A 21,152-nucleotide genomic window follows, 5' to 3' on the forward strand; every position below is an offset into this window, starting at 1 on the left:
GCGAGACGCATCCAAGGCAAAAAGAGCCGCGGTCCGGTGACTGCCGAATCCTCTGCGACCTTGACCGACGCACGTACTAGGTTGTTTCTGCGGTCGGGTTGGGCAGATGCGGCGGGGAGTGTGCCGGTCGCACGTAGCGCGACGCAAAAATTCCTGCGATGCCAAGAGCTATCGCAGGGATGGCCCAGATGCTGTTGTAGCTGGCGCCCCAATGGGGACCGAGGGCCGGAAAGGTAGCGTTACTCTCAGAGTTGACTCCCCGGCCTTCGTACACGGTAAAGTTGAAAAGGAACCCATGAACGTCGCCTCTCCGGAACTGGGCAAATTTGGGTTTCTCAACCTCAGGTTGAAATCCAGAAAAGGGGGTGATCGACCCATCGTTTTCCTGCCAGTCAGTCCACTGAAGTTCTTCATGAGCGGAGAAGCGCCCCGTGTGAGAAATGCGGCCCCACTCACCGTCATTGATGCCCTGGTATACGATGGGGCCTGCTAAAAAGAGAAGACCGAGCAGGATGCCGATCCCGAGCAGGATGCTTCCGCCGACGAGGAGAAAATTTCTAACGAGCCTCGGGTTCATGCAACATGCGGTTGATTGCGTCGAAGGACTCTTTGAAGTGAGCCGCGGTTTTATGTTCTCCCATGGGGAGCTTGTGTGCCTCGAAGATGGACGCGAGTGCCACGAGATCGATATAACCGGAAGAGTCCTCCGGAGAGATGCGGTGGTTGAAGCACTTGAAGCAAATCTCTACATAGGCGACTGGTTTCTTCGCAGCATCGTAGAATACGAAAGCGTTTCGGGGAATGTGGCACGCGGCGACGGGATATTTGGGATGTTTTCCGGTGACAGCGGCGATGAGTTTCTTGCTCTGCTCCGGTGTGAGGACTGCTCCTTCCTCGTTGATGACTCCGGGGCCCAGCTTCATGCCCTCAAGGATGACGGCTCTGGGAGATTTTTCTTTTGGCCAGGCGTAGGCTCGAATCTCCGTATAGGCGACGCCAGGCCATGGTTCGGCCGAAAGAAGCGGCGAAGTCAGCAAGAGGAGAAAGAGGGCGATCCGGTGCATGGTGAGGAATCTTCACCGTATCAACACCCTCGATGACACTCCATAGAAAAAGGGCTCAGTTGGACGCACCTGCCGCATCCGTCGCTTGCAAGTCGCGCGCTGGCAGGCACAGGCTTTGCTTGTAGTTCCCTCCCCACCGTCCATTTCTCCCAATCCCGCACCGCTCCCCCGTACGCCCTCCCTCATGGAAGACAAGACATCGCCAGCCCCCGACTATCTCGACATCGGTTTCGAGCAGATTGACCGTGACCTGAAGTTTTTGATGGGGGCCTTTGGAGAGGTGCTGACCGGGCTGGGGATGCCCGAGCTTGCAGAACACCTTCCCTGGACGGGCAACGAACCCTCCACCACCTCGCTGCCGCCGCGGCTGGGGCTGGCCTATTCCCTGGCCTTCCAGTTGCTGAACATGGTGGAGGAGAGCGCCGCTGCTAGCGTGCGAGCCATCCGTGAAGAGCACGAGGGCATCGCCGCTGAGCGGGGTCTGTGGGGCAGCCAGCTCCGTCGCCTTCAGAAGAAGGGGGCTTCGGCGGAGGAGATTGTGGCGACTTTCCGTGAAGTCTGCGTGGAACCCGTGCTGACGGCCCACCCCACCGAGGCGAAGCGGCTCTCCGTGCTGGACCATCACCGCAGCCTCTTCGGCCTGTTGAATGCCCGACACCACCGTGAAGGCGGCAGCATCGGGGCGAAGCGTCAGCGCGCCGAGGTGAAGGCTGCCATCGAGCGCCTGTGGCGCACCGGAGAGATCCTCCTCGAAAAGCCCACCCTCACCGACGAACGGCGCAATGTGCTCTACTACTTCCGCGAGGTTTTCCCCTCGGTACTGCGCGTCCTGGATGAGCGTCTCCGGTTTGCCTGGAGTGAGGTGGGGCTGGACCCTGCCCTGTTGAAGGAGCCGGATTCCCTGCCTGTGGTGCGTTTTGGCACGTGGGTGGGTGGCGACCGGGATGGCCACCCGGGGGTGACCGCTGAAGTGACCGAGGAAACCCTCGAGCGCCTCCGCACCAATGCCATGGTGGTGCATCATCGCCACCTGGCTGACCTCGCCACCAAGCTCACGCTGACGACCTGGATGCAGGCCCCGCCAGCCCGCCTGGAGGCCCTGCGGGAGCGATTGATTGCCACCAAAGTGCAGGTGGAGCCCCTGATGGCCTCCAGCTCTGAGGAGCCCTGGTCTCAAGTGGTGAAACTCATGCTCGCACGGTTGCCGGTGAATGTATCTCCCGGCACGCTTGCGCACTTGCGGCACGGGGAGACCTACTATGCGAGGGCGGAAGAACTCGCCGCGGACCTTGCCGAACTGAGCGCCGCACTGGTGGAAGCCGGAGCGGAGCGCCTGGCGGTCACGGATGTGGAGCCACTCCAGCGCGCGGTACAGGTCTTTGGGTTCCATCTTGCCTGCCTGGATGTGCGGCAGAATTCCGCCTTCCACTCGAAGGCCCTGTCCCAGCTCATGAATGCTGCCGGGCTGGACGGCACGGACTGGGAAGACTGGGCCGAAGGCGAGCGACTGCGTTTCCTTGAGAAGGAGTTGAAGTCGCCTCGTCCCTTCCTGCATGCCAATGCCTCCGCTGGTCCTGAGGCGGACGCGGTGCTGGCTTGCTATCGGGTGCTGGCAAAGCATCTGGATGTAAATGGTCACGAAGGACTCGGCGCTCTCATCGTGAGCATGACGCGTCGTCTCTCCGACCTGCTGCTGGTCTATGTGCTGGCTCGCGAGGCGGGTCTCATGAAGCGCACTCCGGAAGGATTGGTGTGCCTGCTGCCGGTGGTGCCGCTCTTTGAAACGGCGGATGACCTCGAGGGCGGCCCCGAGATGCTGCGGAAGTTTGTAGAGGAGCCGCTCACGCGCCGCAGCCTGGAGTACCATGCGAAGCGGGCAGGGAAGCCCGGGCGCTTGGTGCAACAGGTCATGATAGGATATAGTGACAGCAATAAGGATGCGGGCATCCTGGCGAGCCAGTGGGCGCTGCACCTGGCGCAATCCCAACTCAGCGCCGCCGGGCAGGACGCCGGGGTGAAGGTGCGCTTCTTCCACGGTCGTGGTGGCACCGTGAGCCGTGGCGCGGGTCCTACCCACCGCTTCCTGGATGCGCTCCCGCATGGTTCCCTGTGTGGTGATATCCGCACCACGGAGCAGGGCGAGACCATCGCGCAAAAATTTGGCAATCAAGACACGGCCGCTTTCAATCTCGAATTGCTGCTTGCCGGCGTCTCCGCCACCGCGTGCCTGCATGGGCGCGGTCCCGCTCCGGAGCATCCTCTGGCGCCGCTGGCAGGCAAGCTGGCCTCCGCTTCGCGCATCGCCTACCGCGCTCTGCTGGAGAATGAGGGCTTCATGACCTTCTACCGCCAGGCCACGCCCATCGATGCGCTGGAGCACAGCCGCATCGGTTCGCGCCCTTCACGCCGGACGGGCAAGGCGAGTCTGGATGACCTCCGCGCCATCCCTTGGGTGTTCTCCTGGAATCAGTGTCGCTTCTACGTGCCTGGCTGGTACGGCACTGGCACGGCTCTCGCTTCGCTCACGGATGAGGAGTTTGCCAAACTCTCCAGCGAACTGCGCAGCTGGCCCTTCCTGCACTACGTGATCACGAATGTGGAGTCCTCCCTCGCGAGCACCGATCACAGCCTCATGGCCGCGTACGCGGATCTCGTGGAGGACACCGAAGTACGGGACAAAATCTTTGGCCAGATCGAGCAGGAGTGGAATCTCACGCGCGTGATGCTCGATCGCCTTCGTGGAGGTCCCATGCATGAGATGCGTCCCCGCATGTGGAGAACGCTGGAACTCCGTGCGGCTGCCTTGCGCACGCTGCACCAGCAGCAGATCGATCTGCTGCGTGAATGGCGCGGCCTGCTCAAGAACGGTGATGAAGACGCGGCGAATGACTTGCTGCCCGAGGTACTGCTGAGCGTGAATGCGATCGCGAGTGGCTTGCGCACGACGGGTTAGAGCGATCAAGGATGCAATGATCCAACGAACGACCACGCTGCGGCCGAATTCGCATCGAGCTTCTTTTAGAGTGGTTGCTCGATCGCTTTGCGTCTTGGAGTGCGGTGGCAAGCGCTAAGGCGCGACACCGCTTTGAACGAAGCGATTTGGCACCTTGTGTCCTCTTGACCCAACAGGAACCCCTGAGTTGACGATGTTGGACACTGATAAATCAATGTGGCTCCTGCCATCATACACTCCGGTCAAAGCGGTGTCGCGGCCTCAAGGGAGGCCTTTGCCACCGCAGTCCAAGACGCAAAGCGCAGGCGATACGGTGAGGCGTGGCACGAGATGAGCCGAGGCAACGCGGTTCTGATACACCCTCGCAAGGGGCTCGCGATGCGAGCACAAAAAAGCGCTGATCCCGCATGCGAGACCAGCGCTCTCAAAGTCTTTCCTATTCAAATCAACCCACCTCGTAATTCACCGGTTCCTCGGTGATCACGATGTCGTGCGGGTGGCTTTCCTTCAGGCCACCGGCGGTGATCTGGACGAAGTTCGCCTTTTGGCGGAGCTCTTCGAGGGTGTTCGCGCCCACGTAGCCCATGCCGCTGCGGAGACCGCCCATGAGCTGGTAGACCACATCGGCCAGCGGACCCTTGAAGGGCACACGGGCTTCGACGCCTTCCGGCACCAGCTTGCCGCTGGAGTTCTGACCGTAGCGGTCGCCAGCGCCCTTGCGCATGGCCTTGAGGGAGCCCATGCCGCGGTATTCTTTGAAGGTGCGGCCCTGGAGACGCACGGTGGCGCCGGGGCTTTCTGCGGTACCGGCGAGGAGGGAGCCGATCATTACGCAATCCGCGCCTGCGGCCATGGCCTTCACCACATCGCCCGAGTAGCGTACGCCACCATCGGAAATGACGGCGACACCACGAGCGCGACAGATCTCTGCGGTTTCCTGCACGGCGGTGAACTGCGGCATGCCCACGCCCGAGATGACGCGCGTGGTGCAAATGGAGCCGGGGCCTACACCCACCTTGATGGCGGACGCGCCGGCATCGCAGAGGTCGCGAGCACCGTCCTTGGTGACCACGTTGCCTGCGACAATCGGGGTGCGATCGCCCAGTGCTGCGCGGAGCTGCTCAATGACCTTGATCACGCGGGCCGTGTGACCCGTGGCCGCATCGATGAACACCGCGTCCGCACCGGCGGCTTGCATGACGAGGGCGCGGTCCACGCAGTCCTCGCCCACGCCCACGGCGGCACCCACGCGGAGGCGGCCCTGGTCGTCCTTGGCGGCGTTGGTGTACATCTGGCGCTTTTCGATGTCCTGCTTGGTGATCAGCCCGGCGAGATGGCCGGCGCCGTCCACGAGCGGGAGCTTTTCAATGCGGTTGATCCACAGAATCTTCAGCGCCTCTTCCCAGGTGGTGTCCGGCTTGCCGATCGCGAGCTTCTCGCGGGGAGTCATGATTTCGCGGACCGGGGTGTTCTCGTCTTCGAGGTACCACATGTCTCGGCTGGTGACCATGCCGACGAGGGAACCCTTGTCATCCACGACCGGGAAACCGCTCACGCCCTTCTCGCGCATCAGCCGGGACACTTCGCCGAGCGTGGTCTCGGGCTTCACGCGCAGGGGGTTGTGAATCACCGTATTCTCCGAGCGCTTCACGCGCGCGACCTGCTCTGCCTGATAGTCGATGGGGCAGGCGCGGTGGATGACGCCCATGCCGCCCTCACGTGCCAGAGCAATGGCCAGCTCGCTTTCCGTGACCGTGTCCATGGCGGACGACAGCACGGGGATATTCAGCGGCAGGGTGGGGGTCAGATTAGTACCCAAAAGAACCTCACCCGGCAGTACTGCACTTTTCCCCGGGAGGAGAAGAACGTCGTCGAACGACAAAGACAAAGGAATCGCGCCCATGTTCCACCTAAGCGAGTATTTGCCGTTTGTCAGGTGGTTTTTTGGACGGTGTGCGAGGAGTTGCCGCCGGGAACCTTGATGGCTGCTGCCATGGCATCGGCGATAGCAGATCAAAAAAATGGCGCCATCCCTCGGAGGCGCCATTCCAAATCGTTGAGCTTTCGTCGTTCGCGGACTACACCACCGGCTTCCGTCCGCTACCATCTTCCTCGTCACGCTTCGGCGAAGTCTTCGGCTTGCGGCGGGGGACGATTTCCTCCTGCAGGATGCGATCCTCCACGAGGGGCTTGGCGTTCGGCTCGGGTTTCGGGTGCTTTTCCGTCCAGGCGCGCTGCTCCTTGTACTTGGTGAGGCGCTCGCCGAGTTCCTTCTCCAGCTTGGAGCGGTCTTCGTCGGTGTACTCCTTGTTCTTGTCCTCACCAAACATCACCAACGCCTTGGTCTGGAGCTGGACGGCTTCACCAAATTTTCCGTCGCGGGCCAGGGCGGCGGCGAGGGTATCCACCACCTGGTAGTCCTGCTTCTGCATCTTATCGACGGCGCTGCGGGCATACTCCACGGCGCCAGGGCCATCGTGGAAGGTCTCATCCGGGCATACGGAGAGGAACCACGCGAGGTCATTGCGGGCCCAGGGATCTTCGGAGCGGGCAGCGCGGCGGTACCAAGCCTCAGCGCGACGGTAGTCCAGCGGCACTCCGGTACCGGTGTAGTACATGTACGCCAGGTGCGTCATGGCGCGGATGAGTCCATTCTGCGCGGCTTTCAGGTACCACTTGGCTGCCTCCGGGGTGTTCTTTTCGACGCCACTACCCCTTTCAAGTTTCCAAGCGTAGAGCGCCTGGGAGGGAGCGAACTCCTGGTGGGCGGCACGCTCCAGCCACTTCATGGCCTCGGCGGGATTCTTTTCGACCCCTTTGCCTGACTCGTAGCACTCAGCAAGATTCTGCTGGGCGAGTGGAAAGCCGTACTTGGCGGCCTTTTCATACCACTCGAATGCCTTCTTCTCGTCTTTGGGAAGACCCACACCCTCTTCGTGCAAAGTGCCAAGGGCATTCATTGCGGCCAGATTGTGCTGGTCGGCGGCCTTCTGCAGCCACTCGGCAGCCTTCTTCTCATCCTTGGTGAATCCCTCCCCACCCAGGTACCGGACTCCGAGCTCGAATTGAGCGTCCGCATTGCCTCGTTCCGCGAGCTGCTGAAGCGCGGAAGCATCGAACTTCTCTCCATCTTGCGTATCCGCTCCAAACTGGGCATGCACTGGCAGGGCAACCAGCACCAGCAAGGCGGCAAACCAAAGGCAGCGTTGTTTCATGCTTGAGATCATAACCACAACCATACGCTTCACAACACCAGACCTCGCTTGCATTTTTCGTGCCCAGCGATTGCTGAAGGCCTGAATCGAGGCTCAGAACGGCAGCGCGCCTGGTTTCCCTGAGGAATCTTGAATTTCGGGATGCTCGTAGTTGCTGGGCAACAAAGCGCGCCATGATGCGGGTACCCCGGGAAATCGGGGCTTCTGCATGCATGGCGCGCGGCGTGGGGTGGCGATGCTCCTTATTAGGCAGCGGCCGGCTCTTCCGCTTCCAGCGGTTCGCCGTAGGGCAGGTCATCCGGCAGCGGCACGAACTCGCGAATCTTGTCCCACAGGCCGGTGAAGTCCTTGTTCACATCGCCGGAGAGGCAGTCGGTGATTTCGCCCGCAGCTTCGGGATACTTCTTGATGACTTCGCGGAAGGAGAACTTCGGATCGTAGAAGGCGTAAACCAGCTTTCGCATGTTCTCCACACCGAATCGGACGGCCTTGCCGTACTCTTCGAACCGCGCCGGTGAGAGGTCGCCGTCCAGCAGGCCTTTGTGAATCTCTTCCGCGACGAGGTGGCCGCTCTTGAGGGCGAGCATCACGCCGCTGCTGAAGACGGGATCGAGGAACGCAAAGGCATCACCCACGAGGACCAAACCGGGAGCGGCGCAATACTTCGAGTGGCGGGAGTACTCGCTGGTCACGAAGTACTGGCCGGTGGACTCGCCTTCCGAGAGGAAGGTCTTGATCCACTGGTTCTCTTCGATCTCGCGATTGAAGATCTCCTTGGGATCCTTCACGCCGTCGCGGGTGAGGTACTTGCCCTCGGCCACGATGCCCACGCTGGTCATCTGGTCGTGCTGCGGGATGTGCCAGAACCAGCCCTTGTCCGGCACATAGGCCACCGTGGTATCGCCTTCATCGATGCCTTCGCCGCGACGCGAGCCCTTGTAGTAGGTCCACACGGCGATCTTGTTGAGGTAAGGGTCGTTCATGCGCCAGCCACGCTTGTTGGAGGTGAAGGCCTCCTTGCCGGTGCAGTCGAGTGTGATGGGCGCGCGTAGCTCGTAGGTCTTGCCGCTCTTGTCCGTGGCTTCCACGCCCACGACCGTGTCGCCGTCCATGAGGAGCTTCTTCACGGTGGTTTCCTCGCGTACTTCGGCGCCCTTCTCACGGGCGTTGTCCAGGAGCATCTGGTCAAACTCCGAGCGCAGCACCTGCCATGTCTGGGCGATGGTCTCCCGGTCATAGCGATTGAAGAAGTAGAAGGGCTGCGAGCGCTTCCCATCCGGCTGCACGAAGGTAACGCTGTACTTCTTCACGAAGTGCGACTTCTTCATCTTCGGAATCATGCCGATGCGCTCCAGCGGTTGGAAGGTGAAGGGGATTAGCGATTCACCAATGTGATAGCGCGGAAACTTCTCACGTTCGAGGATGATCACCTTGTGGCCGTACTCGCCGAGAATCGCGGCAGCGCAGGAACCGGCGGGGCCGCCGCCGATGATAATCGCATCATAGTCGTTTGGGTTCTTCTTCATAAGGGGCGTGTCGTGTCTGGTGGTGGTAGCGGGTGATTCGAAAAGAAAATGGAAAACTCAGTGGGACTGCGCCGTGACTCCGCCCTGGGCGTCCATGCCCATGATGGAGAAGATGCGGTCGCGGACGGACAGGTAACGCGCGTCATCGAGGTTTCGTGGACGTGGTAAATCCACAATCACCTCCTCTTTGATCGTGGCCGGCCGGCGGCTCATGACGAGCACGCGGTCCGCGAGCTGCACGGCCTCCTCGATGTCATGCGTGACGAAGAGAATGGTCCTGCCCTCCTGCTGCCAGATGCGCACGAGATCGGCGCGCATTTTCAATCGCGTGAGGAAGTCCAGCGCGCCGAAGGGCTCATCCATGTAGAGCACGTGAGCCTCAGCGGCGAGTGCACGGGCGATCTCCACGCGCTGGCACATGCCGCCGGAGAGCTCGCGTGGGTACGCTTTCTCAAAGCCGGTGAGCCCGACCATTTCGATGTAGTGGCGCACCTGCTTTTCGCGATGTGCCTTGGGGCGATTCAGCAGGCCGAAGCCGATGTTGTCCTGCACGGTGAGCCATGGAAAGACGCCATTCTCTTGAAACACAAAGATGCGCGAAGGGTGCGGTCCCTGAACCGGCTCGCCTTCGACCATCGCCGTGCCCCGGGTTTGTTTGATGAAGCCGCCGAGGACATTCAGCAGCGTGGTCTTCCCACAGCCGCTCGGTCCCACAATGCAGACAAACTCACCGGGACGGACGGTGAACTGCACGTTCTCCAGCACATGGACGGACTCCTCCGAGCGTCGGCCGGCATAGGTCATCCACAGATCTTCAACTTTGATCACGGGAGCCGTGCTCACGTTGCTACCGCTCTTCGCGCCATCCATCTTGTCCATCGCGGCACTCATCGTTGGCCCACCCCCCAGCGTACTTCGTCGAACTTCTCCAGGCGCCGCATGAGCAGGTCGAGTCCAAGGCCGATCAATCCAATCATCACCATGCCCGCGACCACGAGGTCGTAACGCTTGCCCGCGTTGCGCGCGTCGATGATCAAATACCCGAGCCCACCGCCCTGGGTGGCAATCATCTCCGCGGCCACCACCACCAGCCACGCAATCCCCAGCGCGATGCGCAGGCCCGTGATGATCTGCGGCAGCGTGGCAGGAAGAATGACGCGACGGAAAAGTTGGATGCCGCTGAGGCCGAAGTTCTGCGCGGCACGAAGGTAGACCAGTTGCATGTTTCGCACTGCTGCCGTGGACGCCACCACGATGGGAAAGAGGCTGGCGAGGAAGATGAGAAACACCGGCGCGGAGTCATGCGTGCCAAACCACAGGATGGCCACCGGGATCCACGCAATCGGCGAGATGGGGCGCAGTATCTGGATGATCGGATTGATGGCCATGAACGCGCGGTCAAACCATCCGAGCGCCAGCCCCAGCGGCACACCGACGAGGATGGCCAGCACGAAGCCCCACGTGACGCGGAAGAGCGAGGCGACAATGTATTTCACCAGCAGCCCGTGGCTCGCCAGTTCGCCAATGCCCATGACCACCGCCCACGGCGTGGGGAAGATGGTGGTGCCGGAGATCACCACAGACACATGCCACACACCGAGCAAAATCGCGGCAACGAGCAGAGGCAGGCCAAAGCGCGCCAGCAGGGAGTGCTTGTCTCTCATCGTTGCACCCCCTTGTAGTCCCAAGCTTTCACCTGTGTGTCATCCGTAACAAACGACGGATCCGCATAGTCTTCGAAGCGAGCCGTGCCCTTCAAGATGCCGCCTTCCTGACCGAGCGCTTCGATCTCCTCCAGATCTTTGCGGACGAGATTGAGGTTGGTATACTTCACCCGATCCGGTGGCTTGCTCAGCACGAACTTCAGCAGTTCGGGATTCTGGTTGTAGTACTTCTTCGCCACCACGTCCCCGGCTTCCATGCGGTTGTCCATGCTGCTGTCCAGCCACTTGCCGCTCTTCGCGATGCCATCCACCAGCGCCTGCACTTCTTCGCGGCGATTCTTGATGGCATCCTCATGCACGGCGAGCACGCAGGAGATGAAGTTCGGCCACACATCCTTGGTCAGGTAGAGGATGCGGCCATAGCCATCCATCTCTGTCTGCGCCATGAAAGGTTCGCCGGATGTCACCGCATCCACTGCGCGCACGCTCAGCGCGGCAGGCATATCGGGCGGTGGCATTTCCACCAGCTTCACATCACTGATGGACATGCCGCGATCCTTCAGTGCTTTGAAGATGAGGAGCCGCTGATTGGAGAAGCGGCTCGGCACGGCGATGGTCTTCCCTTTCAGGTCTTCAATTTTGAAGATGTTCGAGTCCTTGTGAACCATCATCGCGGTGCCATCGCGATGGCCCAGATACACCATCTTGATGGGCACACCTTGTTCCCGCAGGGACATGGCCAGAGGCGCGAGGATGAAGGTGGCGGGCATCTTGTCCGGATGGGAGATGAACATTTCCTTCAACTCCGGAAACCCAGAGAACCGCATCGGCTTGAAGAAGCTCTCGCCTTCCACGTTCTGATTGATGAAATCCGTGACGGGGCACGTGAGGTGGCACGTCACCGGGATGAAGCCCACGGCAAACTTCTCCTTCTTCGCCTCCGGCTTGCCCCAGTCGAGATTCAGCGTCCCGTGGAGCAGCGTGATCGCGGCGATCCAGGCAAGGCCAAAGACGAGCAGGGTGCTTCTCAGGGACATGGGTGGAAAGAAAAACGTAGCCGGGGCCGGTGATAGCGGAAATCCAATCTTGCAATCGCAGTGATGCCGTGATGATCTAAAGCACCCGCCCCGCTTTGCCCATGGAACTCCGCCTCCTCCGCTATTTCCAAGCCGTGGCAGAGGAACTCAGCTTCTCCAAAGCCGCCCAGAAACTGCGCATCGCCCAGCCCGCCCTCAGCCGCGCCGTGCGGGAACTGGAGCAGGAACTCGGCGCCGACCTCCTCACGCGCAATAAACGCAGCGTGAAGCTCACCCCCGCCGGCTCCGTGTTGTTGAACGAAACCGGCATCATCCTCGGCCTGTGCGATGAAGCCGTGCGGAAGGTCCACCGCACCGTGAAGGGGCAGGAGGGGGAACTGCGCCTGGGCTACATTGGCCCACCCACTCAGCCCTTCCTCACGGAACTGCTCAAGGAATACCGCCAGCGCCATCCACGCGTTACCGTGGTCTTGGAAGAGCGCACCCCCGAGCGCGTGTGGGAGATGGTGTCCAAAGACCGGCTGGACATCGGCCTGACCCGCCCGGTGGCCGCCGGGGAGCGCATTGGGTTGCAGACCCTCCGCCTGCGCCGCGAGGCCATGTGTGCCGTGGTGCCGCGCGCGCATGAGCTGGCCAAAGTGGCCAAGGTGACGTGGAAGATGTTGCAGGCCCTGCCGCTCATCACCCTGGCCCGGCGCGAGGGCGTGGGCCTCTACGATGCGGTCATGCTCGGCTGTCACAAGGCTGGCTTCGCTCCGAGACTCTCCCACACCCCGAGTATTGTCAGCACGGTGCTCACCTATGTGGAGGCAGGTGCCGGTGTGGGTGTGGTGCCGGAGAGCATCAGCGCCTTCAACAACAGCAGTGATCTCATTTTCAAGCCACTCCACCCTGTGCAGCCGGTGGAACTCGTCATGGTATGGAATGCGGACCAGAACAATCCTGCCGCTCATGCATTCCGCACGCTGATGACTGACTGGCTGGCGCGCAAGAATGGCAAACAACCTCTGGTGCCTGCCGGGCGTTGAAGTATGTTGTCCATCCCCGTGTCCGAACCTACCCCCATCCTGAACTACAAGCCCGAACTGCTCTCTCCTGCCGGTAACTGGGAGTGCGCCCGTGCCGCTGTGGCCAACGGGGCCGATGCCATCTACTTCGGCATGCCGCGTTTCAATGCGCGCCTGAGGGCGGACAATTTCACGGAAGAGGATCTGCCCAAGCTAATGGAGTTTCTCCACAAGCATGGGGTGCGGGGCTATTGCGCGTTCAACACCCTCATCTTCACCGGCGAGATCGAAGACGCGGAGAAGCAGCTCAAGCTCCTGGAAAGTGCCGGCGTGGATGCGGTGATCATCCAGGACCTCGGCCTCGCACGCATCGTGAAGGCCTGTACGCCGAAGTTGCACCTGCACGCCAGCACGCAGATGACCATCACCTCGCCAGAAGGTCTGCGCTTTGCGAAGAATCTGGGACTGGACCTCGCGGTGCTCTCACGTGAGCTGAGCCTCCGCGAGCTGGAGGCCTTCCAGAAGCAGGGGGGCGAAAATGCCCTACCACTGGAGGTGTTTGTTCACGGTGCCTTGTGCGTAGCCTATTCGGGACAATGCCTCACGAGCGAATCGTTGGGTCGTCGCAGTGCCAATCGTGGCGAATGCGCCCAGGCCTGTCGCATGCCGTATGAGTTGGTGGTCGACGGCGAACTACAGGACCTCGGCGACAAGCGCTACCTTCTCTCACCGCAGGATCTCGCCGCAGTGAATGAGATTCCCGAGCTCATCAAGCTCGGCGTCCGCAGCTTCAAGATCGAAGGCCGCCTGAAGACGCCCGAATATGTGGCCGCCGTGACGCAGGTCTATCGCAAAGCCATGGATGCCGCTTTCGCCGAGATGGCCGGTCTGCCCCACGGAGAAGCCTTTTCCGCCAAGGACAAGTATGCGCTGGAGATGACCTTCAGCCGCGGACTCTTCTCCGGCTGGATGCATGGGGTGAACCACCAGGAACTGGTGGGCGCGAAGTACGCCAAGAAGCGCGGCCCCTTCGTGGGTGAAGTGCGCTATGTGGATCGCGATGCGGTGGAGCTCACCGACTTCGCCACGCCCCTGAAACCGGGCGATGGCGTGGTGTTTGAGAATCCCTCTGATACCAACCGCGAACAGGGCGGCTACCTTTACGGCGTGCACGAGAACTGGATTGAGTTCCAGCGCGGCAAGATCGACTTCCGTGGCGTGAAGCCCGGCACGCGCGTCTTCAAGACGAGCGACATGGCCTTGGAGAAGGAACTCCAGTCGAGCTTCAAGGGAGACATCCCGATTCGCAAACGCCTGGAGCTGCATCTGCGCGTGAGCGGTTCCCTGGGCGCGCCACTAGTGCTCGAGGCACTGGATGCTGATGAAAAGGTGACGGCTCGCGTGGAGTCTACCATCCTGCTGGACGTGGCCCGCAATCGCCCGCTGACCCGTGAGGGCCTGCAAGCGCAACTGGAGCGACTCGGTGGCACGCCCTATGAACTGCGGCATCTCGATGTCTTTCTTCCGGACAATGCCATTCTTCCCGTGAGCGAGCTGAATCGCCTGCGCCGTGACCTGGTGGAAAAGCTGGAACAAGGTGCGACCGCAGCATCTTCCGTGGAAGTGAAGCCCGCCACGACTGCTGCGGAAATGCTGGCCGCTGTGCCCAAGTCGCGCACTCCGATTTCATCGCCCGTGCTTCACGTCCTGTGTCGCAGCATGGATCAAATCGAAGCGGCTCTCGATGCGAACGTGCAGCGCATGTACGTCGATTTCGAAGACATCCGCCTCTACAACGATGCCGTGCGCCTCGTGCGTGAGAGCGGCCGCGATGGTCTCATCTTCCTCGCCACACCCCGCATCCAAAAGGCGCGTGAGGATGGCTTCTTCAAGCTCATTGCCCGCGCGGAGCCAGATGGCGTGCTCATCCGCAACCTCGGTGCCATCGAATTCTTCGCGAACGCCGGCCTGCGCATGACGGGCGACTTCTCCCTGAATGTCGCCAACCCGCTGACCGCAGAGTTCCTCATCAACTCGGGACTCGAGCAGTGCACCATCAGCTACGACCTGAACATTGAGCAGGTGCTGGACCTCTTGAAGGGCGCGCCGCCCGAGTGGTTCGAGATCACCTTGCACCAGCACATGCCCATGTTTCACATGGAGCACTGCGTGTTTGCCTCCTTCATGTCCGAAGGAAAATCTTTCCTCGACTGCGGCCGCCCCTGTGAGAAGCACAACGTGAAGCTGCGCGACCGCGTGGGCATGGAGCATCCGCTCAAGGCCGACGTCGGCTGCCGCAACACTCTCTTCAACGCCGTCGCCCAGACCGGGGCCCTCTTCTTCCAGGACCTCATGAACGTGGGCTTGCGCCACTACCGCGTGGAACTGCTGGAAGAAACCCGACGTGAAACCGCCATCATCCTCTCCACCTACAACGCGCTGCTGACGGGACGTACCTCCGGCGTGAGCCTGCACCAGGCGCTGAAAGCCCAGTCCCAGCTCGGCGTGACCACGGGGACGCTCAGGCAGGGGGAGTTCCGCTAATCATTGGCGCTGCCATTACTGCTGAGCCCTGGGAGCGCTGGCCTCCGGCCGGCGTTGTGAGCGCCCCTTCCCCTCAGACATTGGACAGATAAGCACCTTGGCAAAAAAGGCTTCGCCAAAGTGGCTCACGCTGCCCCCAGCGTGAACCGTGGCAGGATCCCTGATGTCGCTCTCGCCCTTGCGACACAAATAGGAGTGGGAGTTGCAGAAGATGCTGCGAATCGGCCTGTAACAATGCAGATCACAGCCGGTGATTTTCCCTGCATCATTGCAGACTATTTGTATGATGGGACCAATGGTGAAGAAAGCATTTGCGGCATGTGTGATCACTCTCGTGGCGGTGCTGACATGGGCAAACTGGCCAGGCACGCCCTTGCCAACGGGCGTGAATGCGGATCGCGTCGTGGTGGTGAAGAGCAGCCGGGAGCTTATCCTGTTTCGCGAATCCAAGGTCTTGAAGCGTTACCGCGTTTCGCTCGGGCGAGTGCCAATCGGACCGAAGGAACGAGAAGGCGACGGGAAGACCCCCGAGGGAGTCTATCGGATCACGGAGCACAAGCGCGACAGCACGTGTCATTTGGCCCTGCGCATTTCTTATCCCGGAGCCAAGGATATCCAGCGGGCTAAGGCCGCGGGAGTCAGTCCCGGCTCTGACATTATGGTGCACGGGATTCGGAACGGTTGGGGTTTCTTGGGGCGGTCGCATCGATTTACAGACTGGACCGCCGGATGTGTCGCCGTCACCAATCCAGAAATTCGAGAGATCCTATCTGCGGTGCCGGTTGGCACGGTAATAGAAATCCGTGAGTGACCGGGCTCTCGTGCTTTGGTAGCCTCGCCACCTCGCGCGATCGGGTCTTCGACTTGGGATCGACTCGCCAAGAAACTCATGCATCTCAAATCCCTTGCGCATTCCCTGAGTATCGCCGCCTTCGCCTGCCTGTGCAGCTGCGCGACCACCGAAACGATCCCTCGGGTCGCTGTTCAACCCAACGACTCTGGGATCGAGGTCGGTACGATTCAGAGTCACAGGCCGGGCTGGCTGATCGGGATGGGCGGGGATGTGAATGGAAAACCGCGTGATCCGGATATTCCTGCACGAACAGTAATCCAGGTGAAGCGGACGAGGTCGATACCCTACAAGGGAGGGTACTTCATCCGGCCATCGGGTGCTTTGCAGGTAGCCAGCATCGAACATCTTTCGGACTATGATAAGAGAGCGATTGAATCGCTGGGACGCTGGCGAGATCTCTTGAGTTCACCTCACCCCCTTGGTGATCAGGAGCAGAGGATGCTATATCAAACTCAGCTCTCGGAGATCCCGTGGATGAACGCAGGCAGGTGCTTTCACGGCAAGCTGCGCAAGAGGACCTTCCCTTGGGGAGACGCCGTCCTGTTCCTGACGAGTTATGTCCAGGGTTCTACTGGTGGTCCTGTCAGCAACGACATGCTGGTGTTGGTCGTACAGGGGGTGACGAAAGATGGCAGGTACGCCGTCAATGCGCGTTTCGAGATTCATCACCCGAAACTTCCCGATTCGACATGGGACGAGCGGAGCAAGGGGCGGGCGGTGTTCTCCATCAATGACGAATGCCAGAATGCCGAGCGCTGGTTGGATGGTCAGCCAGACGATGCATTCTCCCCCACATTTGAGCAGTATGAGCTATTCTTGAATTCCTTGGAGATATCCCCGGGGCCATCCATTAAGATGGTGAGCAAGGCGGCACTAACGCCTCACTCGCCGTAGTGCGTTCCACCACACCCATGACCGAAGCACTCGCAGTCAAGACCGGTGCTACCTACGCGGTGACAGACCTCGTAGTGGGTGAGGCACGCCAGGAGTCGTTTGAGCATTCGGGATCGAGCCCAGAAGGCCGGGTCTATGTTCGTCGCTTCCTCTACATCGCCGACATTTCATTTCGCACTCCTATTTCAAATATCGGAGTCGGGATGTGTGGTGCTATGACACACGGAGACGACACTTGGAGAGTGCGCATCACCCACGTGTCGCCGATGATGGATTCGCTGGAGGTGAGAGAGGAGTGGCATTAGTAGCGCACCGCATAGAGTTCCTTGCTTCTCCACCTTCCCCTGAACCACCTGAGGGGATTTCAGAGGTTGAGGCACAATTTTATGACTTGTGAGGCCGGTACCGCCTGACCCCGCTTTGCTCCGCACTAACCCCTCGGGACATCAGTCGCCATTCAACGCTCTTGCATGCCGGTTCGCTGTGCTCTAGCGACAGGCCGCCATGAGCACGCTTTACGACAAGAAAGCTGTCAAGATTCTCTTCGATACCCATTGGACCTCAAAAGGCTGGCGCAGCCCGTTTGCTACGGACCCTGCCGACCTCGCTTACGCCATCAGCCAGGGAGTGATGTTCCCTCCCGTCCTTCTCCCGCACGATGCGACGCTCCAACGGCTGCGGGGGCTGTGCGACTCCATTTCACCGTCGTCCGTGGGTGATGCGTTTCTCTTCGGCCTTGGGTCGAAAGAGCCCGCCCTGCGTTCTGCTCTGGGCAGCTTCGCCGTGGCCAGATTCCTTCCTGCTCACCCGTTCACCGCTTACCCGCAGGCTCCCGCCGGTCGTACCACCTTCTGCGGCGACTGCCATCTTTGGCTCACCCCTACTGAGGCCCAGGCTGAGGATCTCAACGTCCTGAACTTCGAGCGTCTGAAATGGGGTGGTGTCCGGCACACGCGAGTCATGTATCAGGTGTTCGATCTGGAGCAGTTTCGTGCCTTGGCTCCCCGCCAGCCAACCGGGGAAGATGTGGCACTTTTCCACCGCATTCTGGCAACCATCCGCACCCTTCCTCCCAATGCCACCGCCGGTCATCTTGAGAAGGCTCTTGCGTCTGCCATCCCTTCCAACAAAAACGAACGCCGCAGATTGATTGAAGTGCTCTGTTTATGCGGAGTTCTGTCATACCCGGGATACCGCCACTACTTTGACGACACGGTGCCTCCAAAGGGGCGTCCGTATCGCGACACTGATTGGGGTATCCCCGCCATGTATTGGCGGGCAGAAGACGGATACAGTATCGAGCGTTTGAAGGAATACTTCCCGAAGTATGTTTCAGAACTCGCGGCGGCCTGATCATGGCCCTCCGCGACTTCAACTCGCGCTCCAGATGTAGTCCACATCTCTCCTTGGTCGCGTTGCTGAACTTGATTCGCCAAGCATCACCCTCAAATGGATCGCAAACCTGTCATCCTGCCAGTCCTGGCCGTAATCGCGCTGATTTACTGCTTGAGTTATGGCGCGCTCCGCTGGCGAAAGTTCATCGTGATGCGCGAGTACTCCCTCAAGGAGCGCGGTTTGATCGTGAGACATACAGGGCCGGGATTGGACGTTCGCGATGATTGGCGGGGACGGTTCAAGAACCGCGCGAATCCGATCGTGTTCCAGTGCTTCCGCCCCCTCTGTGCACTGGAGGATCTTGTTCGCGGTGGCAGGGCAATTCCATGAGTTCTGATAATGCGCCGCAATGGCTGCCGTATGCACCCATAGCCGAGCCCTGAACGGGTGTAGAATCCCAGCATCCGAAGCCTCCCAGTGCGCCGCCCTTGTCACGAGCGTTGGAAAGACCCTGCAGGCCACTCCCTTCCGCCTCTGTCCGTCAGCACAATCACCCCAGCCTGCACTCAACTTCTGCCAAAACTCTCCTTTTCCCCGATTCCAAGACACCCCGAAGTCCCTTCGCTCCTCCCTCCCTCCCCACCAACCCCGCCTTCCTGCTCGACTCCACCCCAGGTTCGCGCTAAGACGCTGACGACGTTTTCTCCAGTTCTGTTTCCGCTACCCCCTCGCCCTCGTCTCCCGTCATGACCCACGCAGTTCTCAGCTTGTTGAAGGAAGGCCGCACGAAGATGCGGGTGCATCTCATCGGAGTGGCCGGCAGTGGCATGAGTGGGCTGGCCTCCCTGCTGCTGGAACTGGGGCACTCGGTGAGCGGCTCGGACCGGGTGAGCACGGTGGAGACGACTCGCTTGCAAAAGGCCGGACTCACCTTCCACTGCCCGCAGCATGACCGCGAGGTGGACGGCGCGGACATGGTCATCTACTCCAGCGCCGTGAAGCCGGGGAATCCGGCCTATGAGGCTGCGTACAAGCAGGGCATCCCCTTGGTGCGTCGCGCGGAGGCGCTCGCCGCCATCATGGCGCGCAAGGCAGGTGTGGTGGTGGCTGGCACGCATGGGAAGACGACCACCTCCTCGATGACGGCGCATGTGCTGCGCGTGGGTGGCATGAGACCCTCGCACTATGTGGGCGCGGAGATTCCGATTCTTGGTGCGAATGCCCATTGGGACGAGGAAGGCGAACTCTTCGTGGCGGAAGGCGATGAGAGCGATGGCACCCTGGTCAATTTCCAGCCTCGCCATGCCATCATCCTGAACATCGAAGCCGAGCATCTCGATTTCTATGAAGACCTGGACGCCATCAAGGTGGTGTTCCGCCAGCTTCTGGAGAAGACGAGCGGCTTCAGCGTGTACTGCGCGGAGGACCCCGTGGCCACTGAGCTCTGTCAGGGGCGCAAGAACGGTGTGAGCTACGGCTGGAGCCGCACCTGTGACTTCTCTGCGGAGATCATCGAGCTGCGCCCCACGCAGACGGAGTACGAAGTGTACGAGGGCGAGACCAAGCTCGGCACCGTGGTGCTCGGCATCCCCGGGAAACACAACGTGCTGAACTCGCTGGCTGCCCTGGCCATGGCTTCGCGCGCGGGTGTGCCCTTCGACCGCATCAAGCAGGCTCTGGAATCCTTCCGTGGCGCACGCCGTCGCTTTGAGTCGAAGTACGCCGGTACGAACTACCAGATCATCGACGACTACGGGCACCACCCCACCGAGATCAAAGCCACGCTTGCCACGGCGAAGGCTCTCAAGCCGAAGCGGCTCATCTGCCTCTTCCAGCCGCACCGCTACTCGCGCACGCAATTGCTCAAGAAGGAATTCGGCCAGGCCTTTGGCGACGTGGACATCCTCTGCGTGACGGATGTGTATGCCGCGAGTGAGAAGCCGCTGCCTGGCGTGAGCGGTGAAACCATCATCGAAGAGGTGAAGGCGCAGTCGCCCGTGGATTGCTACTCCACTCCGAAGCTCTTGCAGGCGCGCGATCTCATTGCAAGCAAGTTGCAGCCGGGCGATTTGCTCATCACCCTCGGTGCAGGGAACGTGCATGAAGTCGGTGGTTGCCTCGCGAAGGACCTCAAGGTGGCAGAGCAGATCATCGAGATCCTCAACCGCGAAGGCAGCGGTGTGGTGAAGCTGTATGAGCCGCTTTCCAGCCACACCACCATTCGCATCGGAGGTCCGGCGCAGTTCTGGATTCAACCGAGCACGATTGCTGGATTTGTGGAGGTCGTGAGATTCCTGCGCGCCGGTTCCATCCCGATCCGTGTAATCGGTCGTGGGTCGAATCTTCTGGTGCGTGATGGCGGCATCCGTGGCGCGGTGATTCATCCGTCCAAGGGCGAGTTCGATGAAGTGAAGGTGGAGGGAAATCGCATCATCGCCGGCGCGGGGGCTCGTCTGAAGAAGATTGCCAGCGCCGCCAAGGCTGCCGGGATCGGCGGGTTCGAATGGATGGAAGGCATCCCTGGAAATCTTGGCGGTTCGCTGCGCATGAATGCGGGCGCCATGGGTTCACAGACCTTCGACCAGGTGGTGAGCGTGCGGTTCCTGGATGGCGGTGGCGAGATTCGCGAGAAGACGAAGGATGAAATCATCCACCACTACCGCAGCGTACCGGAACTGGATCAGCACTATGCTGTGAGCGCGGTGCTGGAGGGGCGTCCGGCGGATGCTGCGGAGATCGATGCCAAGATGGAAGCCTCCCATACGAAGCGTCGTGAGAGCCAGCCCATCGGTGCGAGCGCGGGTTGCATCTTCAAGAATCCCGGACCCATCCCTGCCGGCAAGCTGGTGGATGAACTCGGCCTGAAGAAGACCGGACGTGGCGCTGCCTTCGTCTCAGAAGAGCATGGGAACTTCATCCTCAATGACGGTGGCGCGAGTGCGCGGGACGTCTTGGATCTCATCAATGACATCAAGCAGTCCGCCCTCACGGAGCGTGGCATCATCCTTGAGACCGAAGTTCAGATCATCGGGGAAGAGGAGCCCTTGGGCCTGTAGCAGC

The 21,152-nt window shown here is 60.8% G+C and carries 16 protein-coding genes; 8 read left to right on the forward strand and 8 right to left on the reverse strand.

Translation table 11 applies throughout. The annotated features are described in order from the left end of the window. Positions 1-76: 76 nt before the first annotated feature. Together G5S37_RS04490 and G5S37_RS04495 are read right to left on the reverse strand one after the other, a co-directional pair. Positions 77-577 (reverse strand): hypothetical protein, encoded by a 501-nt coding sequence (locus tag G5S37_RS04490; RefSeq protein WP_165201267.1) that lies wholly within the window; start codon positions 575-577, stop codon positions 77-79. Continuing rightward, positions 558-1,064 (reverse strand): hypothetical protein, encoded by a 507-nt coding sequence (locus G5S37_RS04495; protein ID WP_206026303.1) that lies wholly within the window; start codon positions 1,062-1,064, stop codon positions 558-560. Before G5S37_RS04495 ends, G5S37_RS04490 begins: the two co-directional genes overlap by 20 nt. Before the next feature lie 184 nt (positions 1,065-1,248). Here G5S37_RS04495 and G5S37_RS04500 point away from each other — a divergent pair, with 184 nt between their 5' ends. Next, complete coding sequence (locus G5S37_RS04500; protein ID WP_165201271.1) at positions 1,249-4,017, forward strand: phosphoenolpyruvate carboxylase; 2,769 nt, start codon at positions 1,249-1,251, stop codon at positions 4,015-4,017. Between the two features lie 445 nt (positions 4,018-4,462). On the opposite strand, the gene guaB is transcribed toward G5S37_RS04500, so the two are convergent. The 6 genes from guaB to G5S37_RS04530 all read right to left on the reverse strand — a co-directional run bounded on the left by guaB (position 4,463) and on the right by G5S37_RS04530 (position 11,459). Beyond that, positions 4,463-5,920: an IMP dehydrogenase gene (guaB, locus tag G5S37_RS04505; protein WP_206026304.1), complete on the reverse strand. Its 1,458-nt coding sequence runs from the start codon at positions 5,918-5,920 to the stop codon at positions 4,463-4,465. A gap of 175 nt (positions 5,921-6,095) precedes the next feature. Further along, positions 6,096-7,232: a tetratricopeptide repeat protein gene (locus tag G5S37_RS04510; RefSeq protein WP_165201272.1), complete on the reverse strand. Its 1,137-nt coding sequence runs from the start codon at positions 7,230-7,232 to the stop codon at positions 6,096-6,098. 245 nt (positions 7,233-7,477) lie between these two features. Further along, positions 7,478-8,758, reverse strand: coding sequence for an NAD(P)/FAD-dependent oxidoreductase (locus tag G5S37_RS04515; protein WP_165201274.1), 1,281 nt, complete (start codon positions 8,756-8,758; stop codon positions 7,478-7,480). Positions 8,759-8,815: 57 nt separating this feature from the next. Beyond that, entirely contained in the window at positions 8,816-9,649 is an 834-nt protein-coding gene (locus G5S37_RS04520) for an ABC transporter ATP-binding protein (protein WP_206026305.1), read from the reverse strand. Next, positions 9,646-10,422, reverse strand: a complete 777-nt coding sequence (locus G5S37_RS04525; protein ID WP_165201276.1) for an ABC transporter permease — start codon at positions 10,420-10,422, stop codon at positions 9,646-9,648. The genes G5S37_RS04520 and G5S37_RS04525 overlap by 4 nt, the downstream gene beginning before the upstream one ends. Next, positions 10,419-11,459 (reverse strand): ABC transporter substrate-binding protein, encoded by a 1,041-nt coding sequence (locus G5S37_RS04530; RefSeq protein WP_165201278.1) that lies wholly within the window; start codon positions 11,457-11,459, stop codon positions 10,419-10,421. Before G5S37_RS04530 ends, G5S37_RS04525 begins: the two co-directional genes overlap by 4 nt. Positions 11,460-11,560: 101 nt before the next feature. On the opposite strand from G5S37_RS04530, the gene G5S37_RS04535 reads away from it, so the two are divergent. The 7 genes from G5S37_RS04535 (at position 11,561) to murC (ending at position 21,148) form a co-directional block, all read left to right on the forward strand. Then, positions 11,561-12,487 carry a LysR substrate-binding domain-containing protein gene (locus G5S37_RS04535; RefSeq protein ID WP_165201280.1) on the forward strand — a complete coding sequence of 309 codons (927 nt, stop codon included), beginning with the start codon at positions 11,561-11,563 and terminating at the stop codon, positions 12,485-12,487. Positions 12,488-12,490: 3 nt separating this feature from the next. Further along, complete coding sequence (locus G5S37_RS04540) at positions 12,491-15,010, forward strand: U32 family peptidase (protein WP_165201282.1); 2,520 nt, start codon at positions 12,491-12,493, stop codon at positions 15,008-15,010. Positions 15,011-15,305: 295 nt separating this feature from the next. Continuing rightward, positions 15,306-15,821: a L,D-transpeptidase family protein gene (locus G5S37_RS04545; RefSeq protein WP_165201284.1), complete on the forward strand. Its 516-nt coding sequence runs from the start codon at positions 15,306-15,308 to the stop codon at positions 15,819-15,821. Between the two features lie 78 nt (positions 15,822-15,899). Beyond that, positions 15,900-16,757, forward strand: a complete 858-nt coding sequence (locus G5S37_RS04550; protein ID WP_165201286.1) for a hypothetical protein — start codon at positions 15,900-15,902, stop codon at positions 16,755-16,757. A gap of 17 nt (positions 16,758-16,774) precedes the next feature. Next, entirely contained in the window at positions 16,775-17,062 is a 288-nt protein-coding gene (locus G5S37_RS04555) for a hypothetical protein (RefSeq protein ID WP_165201288.1), read from the forward strand. Positions 17,063-17,261: 199 nt separating this feature from the next. Next, positions 17,262-18,110 carry a hypothetical protein gene (locus G5S37_RS04560; protein ID WP_165201290.1) on the forward strand — a complete coding sequence of 283 codons (849 nt, stop codon included), beginning with the start codon at positions 17,262-17,264 and terminating at the stop codon, positions 18,108-18,110. A gap of 728 nt (positions 18,111-18,838) precedes the next feature. Continuing rightward, positions 18,839-21,148: a UDP-N-acetylmuramate--L-alanine ligase gene (gene murC / locus G5S37_RS04565; protein WP_165201292.1), complete on the forward strand. Its 2,310-nt coding sequence runs from the start codon at positions 18,839-18,841 to the stop codon at positions 21,146-21,148. Positions 21,149-21,152 lie beyond the last annotated feature (4 nt).

Source organism: Roseimicrobium sp. ORNL1, from assembly GCF_011044495.1.
GTDB lineage: Bacteria > Verrucomicrobiota > Verrucomicrobiia > Verrucomicrobiales > Verrucomicrobiaceae > Roseimicrobium.

Bases quoted from the DNA above. Each gene is read 5' to 3' on its own strand.
- G5S37_RS04520 (WP_206026305.1), bottom strand. From the start codon at position 9,649: ATGAGTGCCGCGATGGACAAGATGGATGGCGCGAAGAGCGGTAGCAAC.
- G5S37_RS04540 (WP_165201282.1), top strand. From the start codon at position 12,491: ATGTTGTCCATCCCCGTGTCCGAACCTACCCCCATCCTGAACTACAAG.
- G5S37_RS04495 (WP_206026303.1), bottom strand. From the start codon at position 1,064: ATGCACCGGATCGCCCTCTTTCTCCTCTTGCTGACTTCGCCGCTTCTT.
- G5S37_RS04535 (WP_165201280.1), top strand. From the start codon at position 11,561: ATGGAACTCCGCCTCCTCCGCTATTTCCAAGCCGTGGCAGAGGAACTC.
- G5S37_RS04545 (WP_165201284.1), top strand. From the start codon at position 15,306: ATGGTGAAGAAAGCATTTGCGGCATGTGTGATCACTCTCGTGGCGGTG.
- G5S37_RS04560 (WP_165201290.1), top strand. From the start codon at position 17,262: ATGAGCACGCTTTACGACAAGAAAGCTGTCAAGATTCTCTTCGATACC.
- G5S37_RS04500 (WP_165201271.1), top strand. From the start codon at position 1,249: ATGGAAGACAAGACATCGCCAGCCCCCGACTATCTCGACATCGGTTTC.
- G5S37_RS04530 (WP_165201278.1), bottom strand. From the start codon at position 11,459: ATGTCCCTGAGAAGCACCCTGCTCGTCTTTGGCCTTGCCTGGATCGCC.
- G5S37_RS04525 (WP_165201276.1), bottom strand. From the start codon at position 10,422: ATGAGAGACAAGCACTCCCTGCTGGCGCGCTTTGGCCTGCCTCTGCTC.
- G5S37_RS04490 (WP_165201267.1), bottom strand. From the start codon at position 577: ATGAACCCGAGGCTCGTTAGAAATTTTCTCCTCGTCGGCGGAAGCATC.
- guaB (WP_206026304.1), bottom strand. From the start codon at position 5,920: ATGGGCGCGATTCCTTTGTCTTTGTCGTTCGACGACGTTCTTCTCCTC.
- G5S37_RS04510 (WP_165201272.1), bottom strand. From the start codon at position 7,232: ATGAAACAACGCTGCCTTTGGTTTGCCGCCTTGCTGGTGCTGGTTGCC.
- G5S37_RS04550 (WP_165201286.1), top strand. From the start codon at position 15,900: ATGCATCTCAAATCCCTTGCGCATTCCCTGAGTATCGCCGCCTTCGCC.
- G5S37_RS04555 (WP_165201288.1), top strand. From the start codon at position 16,775: ATGACCGAAGCACTCGCAGTCAAGACCGGTGCTACCTACGCGGTGACA.
- murC (WP_165201292.1), top strand. From the start codon at position 18,839: ATGACCCACGCAGTTCTCAGCTTGTTGAAGGAAGGCCGCACGAAGATG.
- G5S37_RS04515 (WP_165201274.1), bottom strand. From the start codon at position 8,758: ATGAAGAAGAACCCAAACGACTATGATGCGATTATCATCGGCGGCGGC.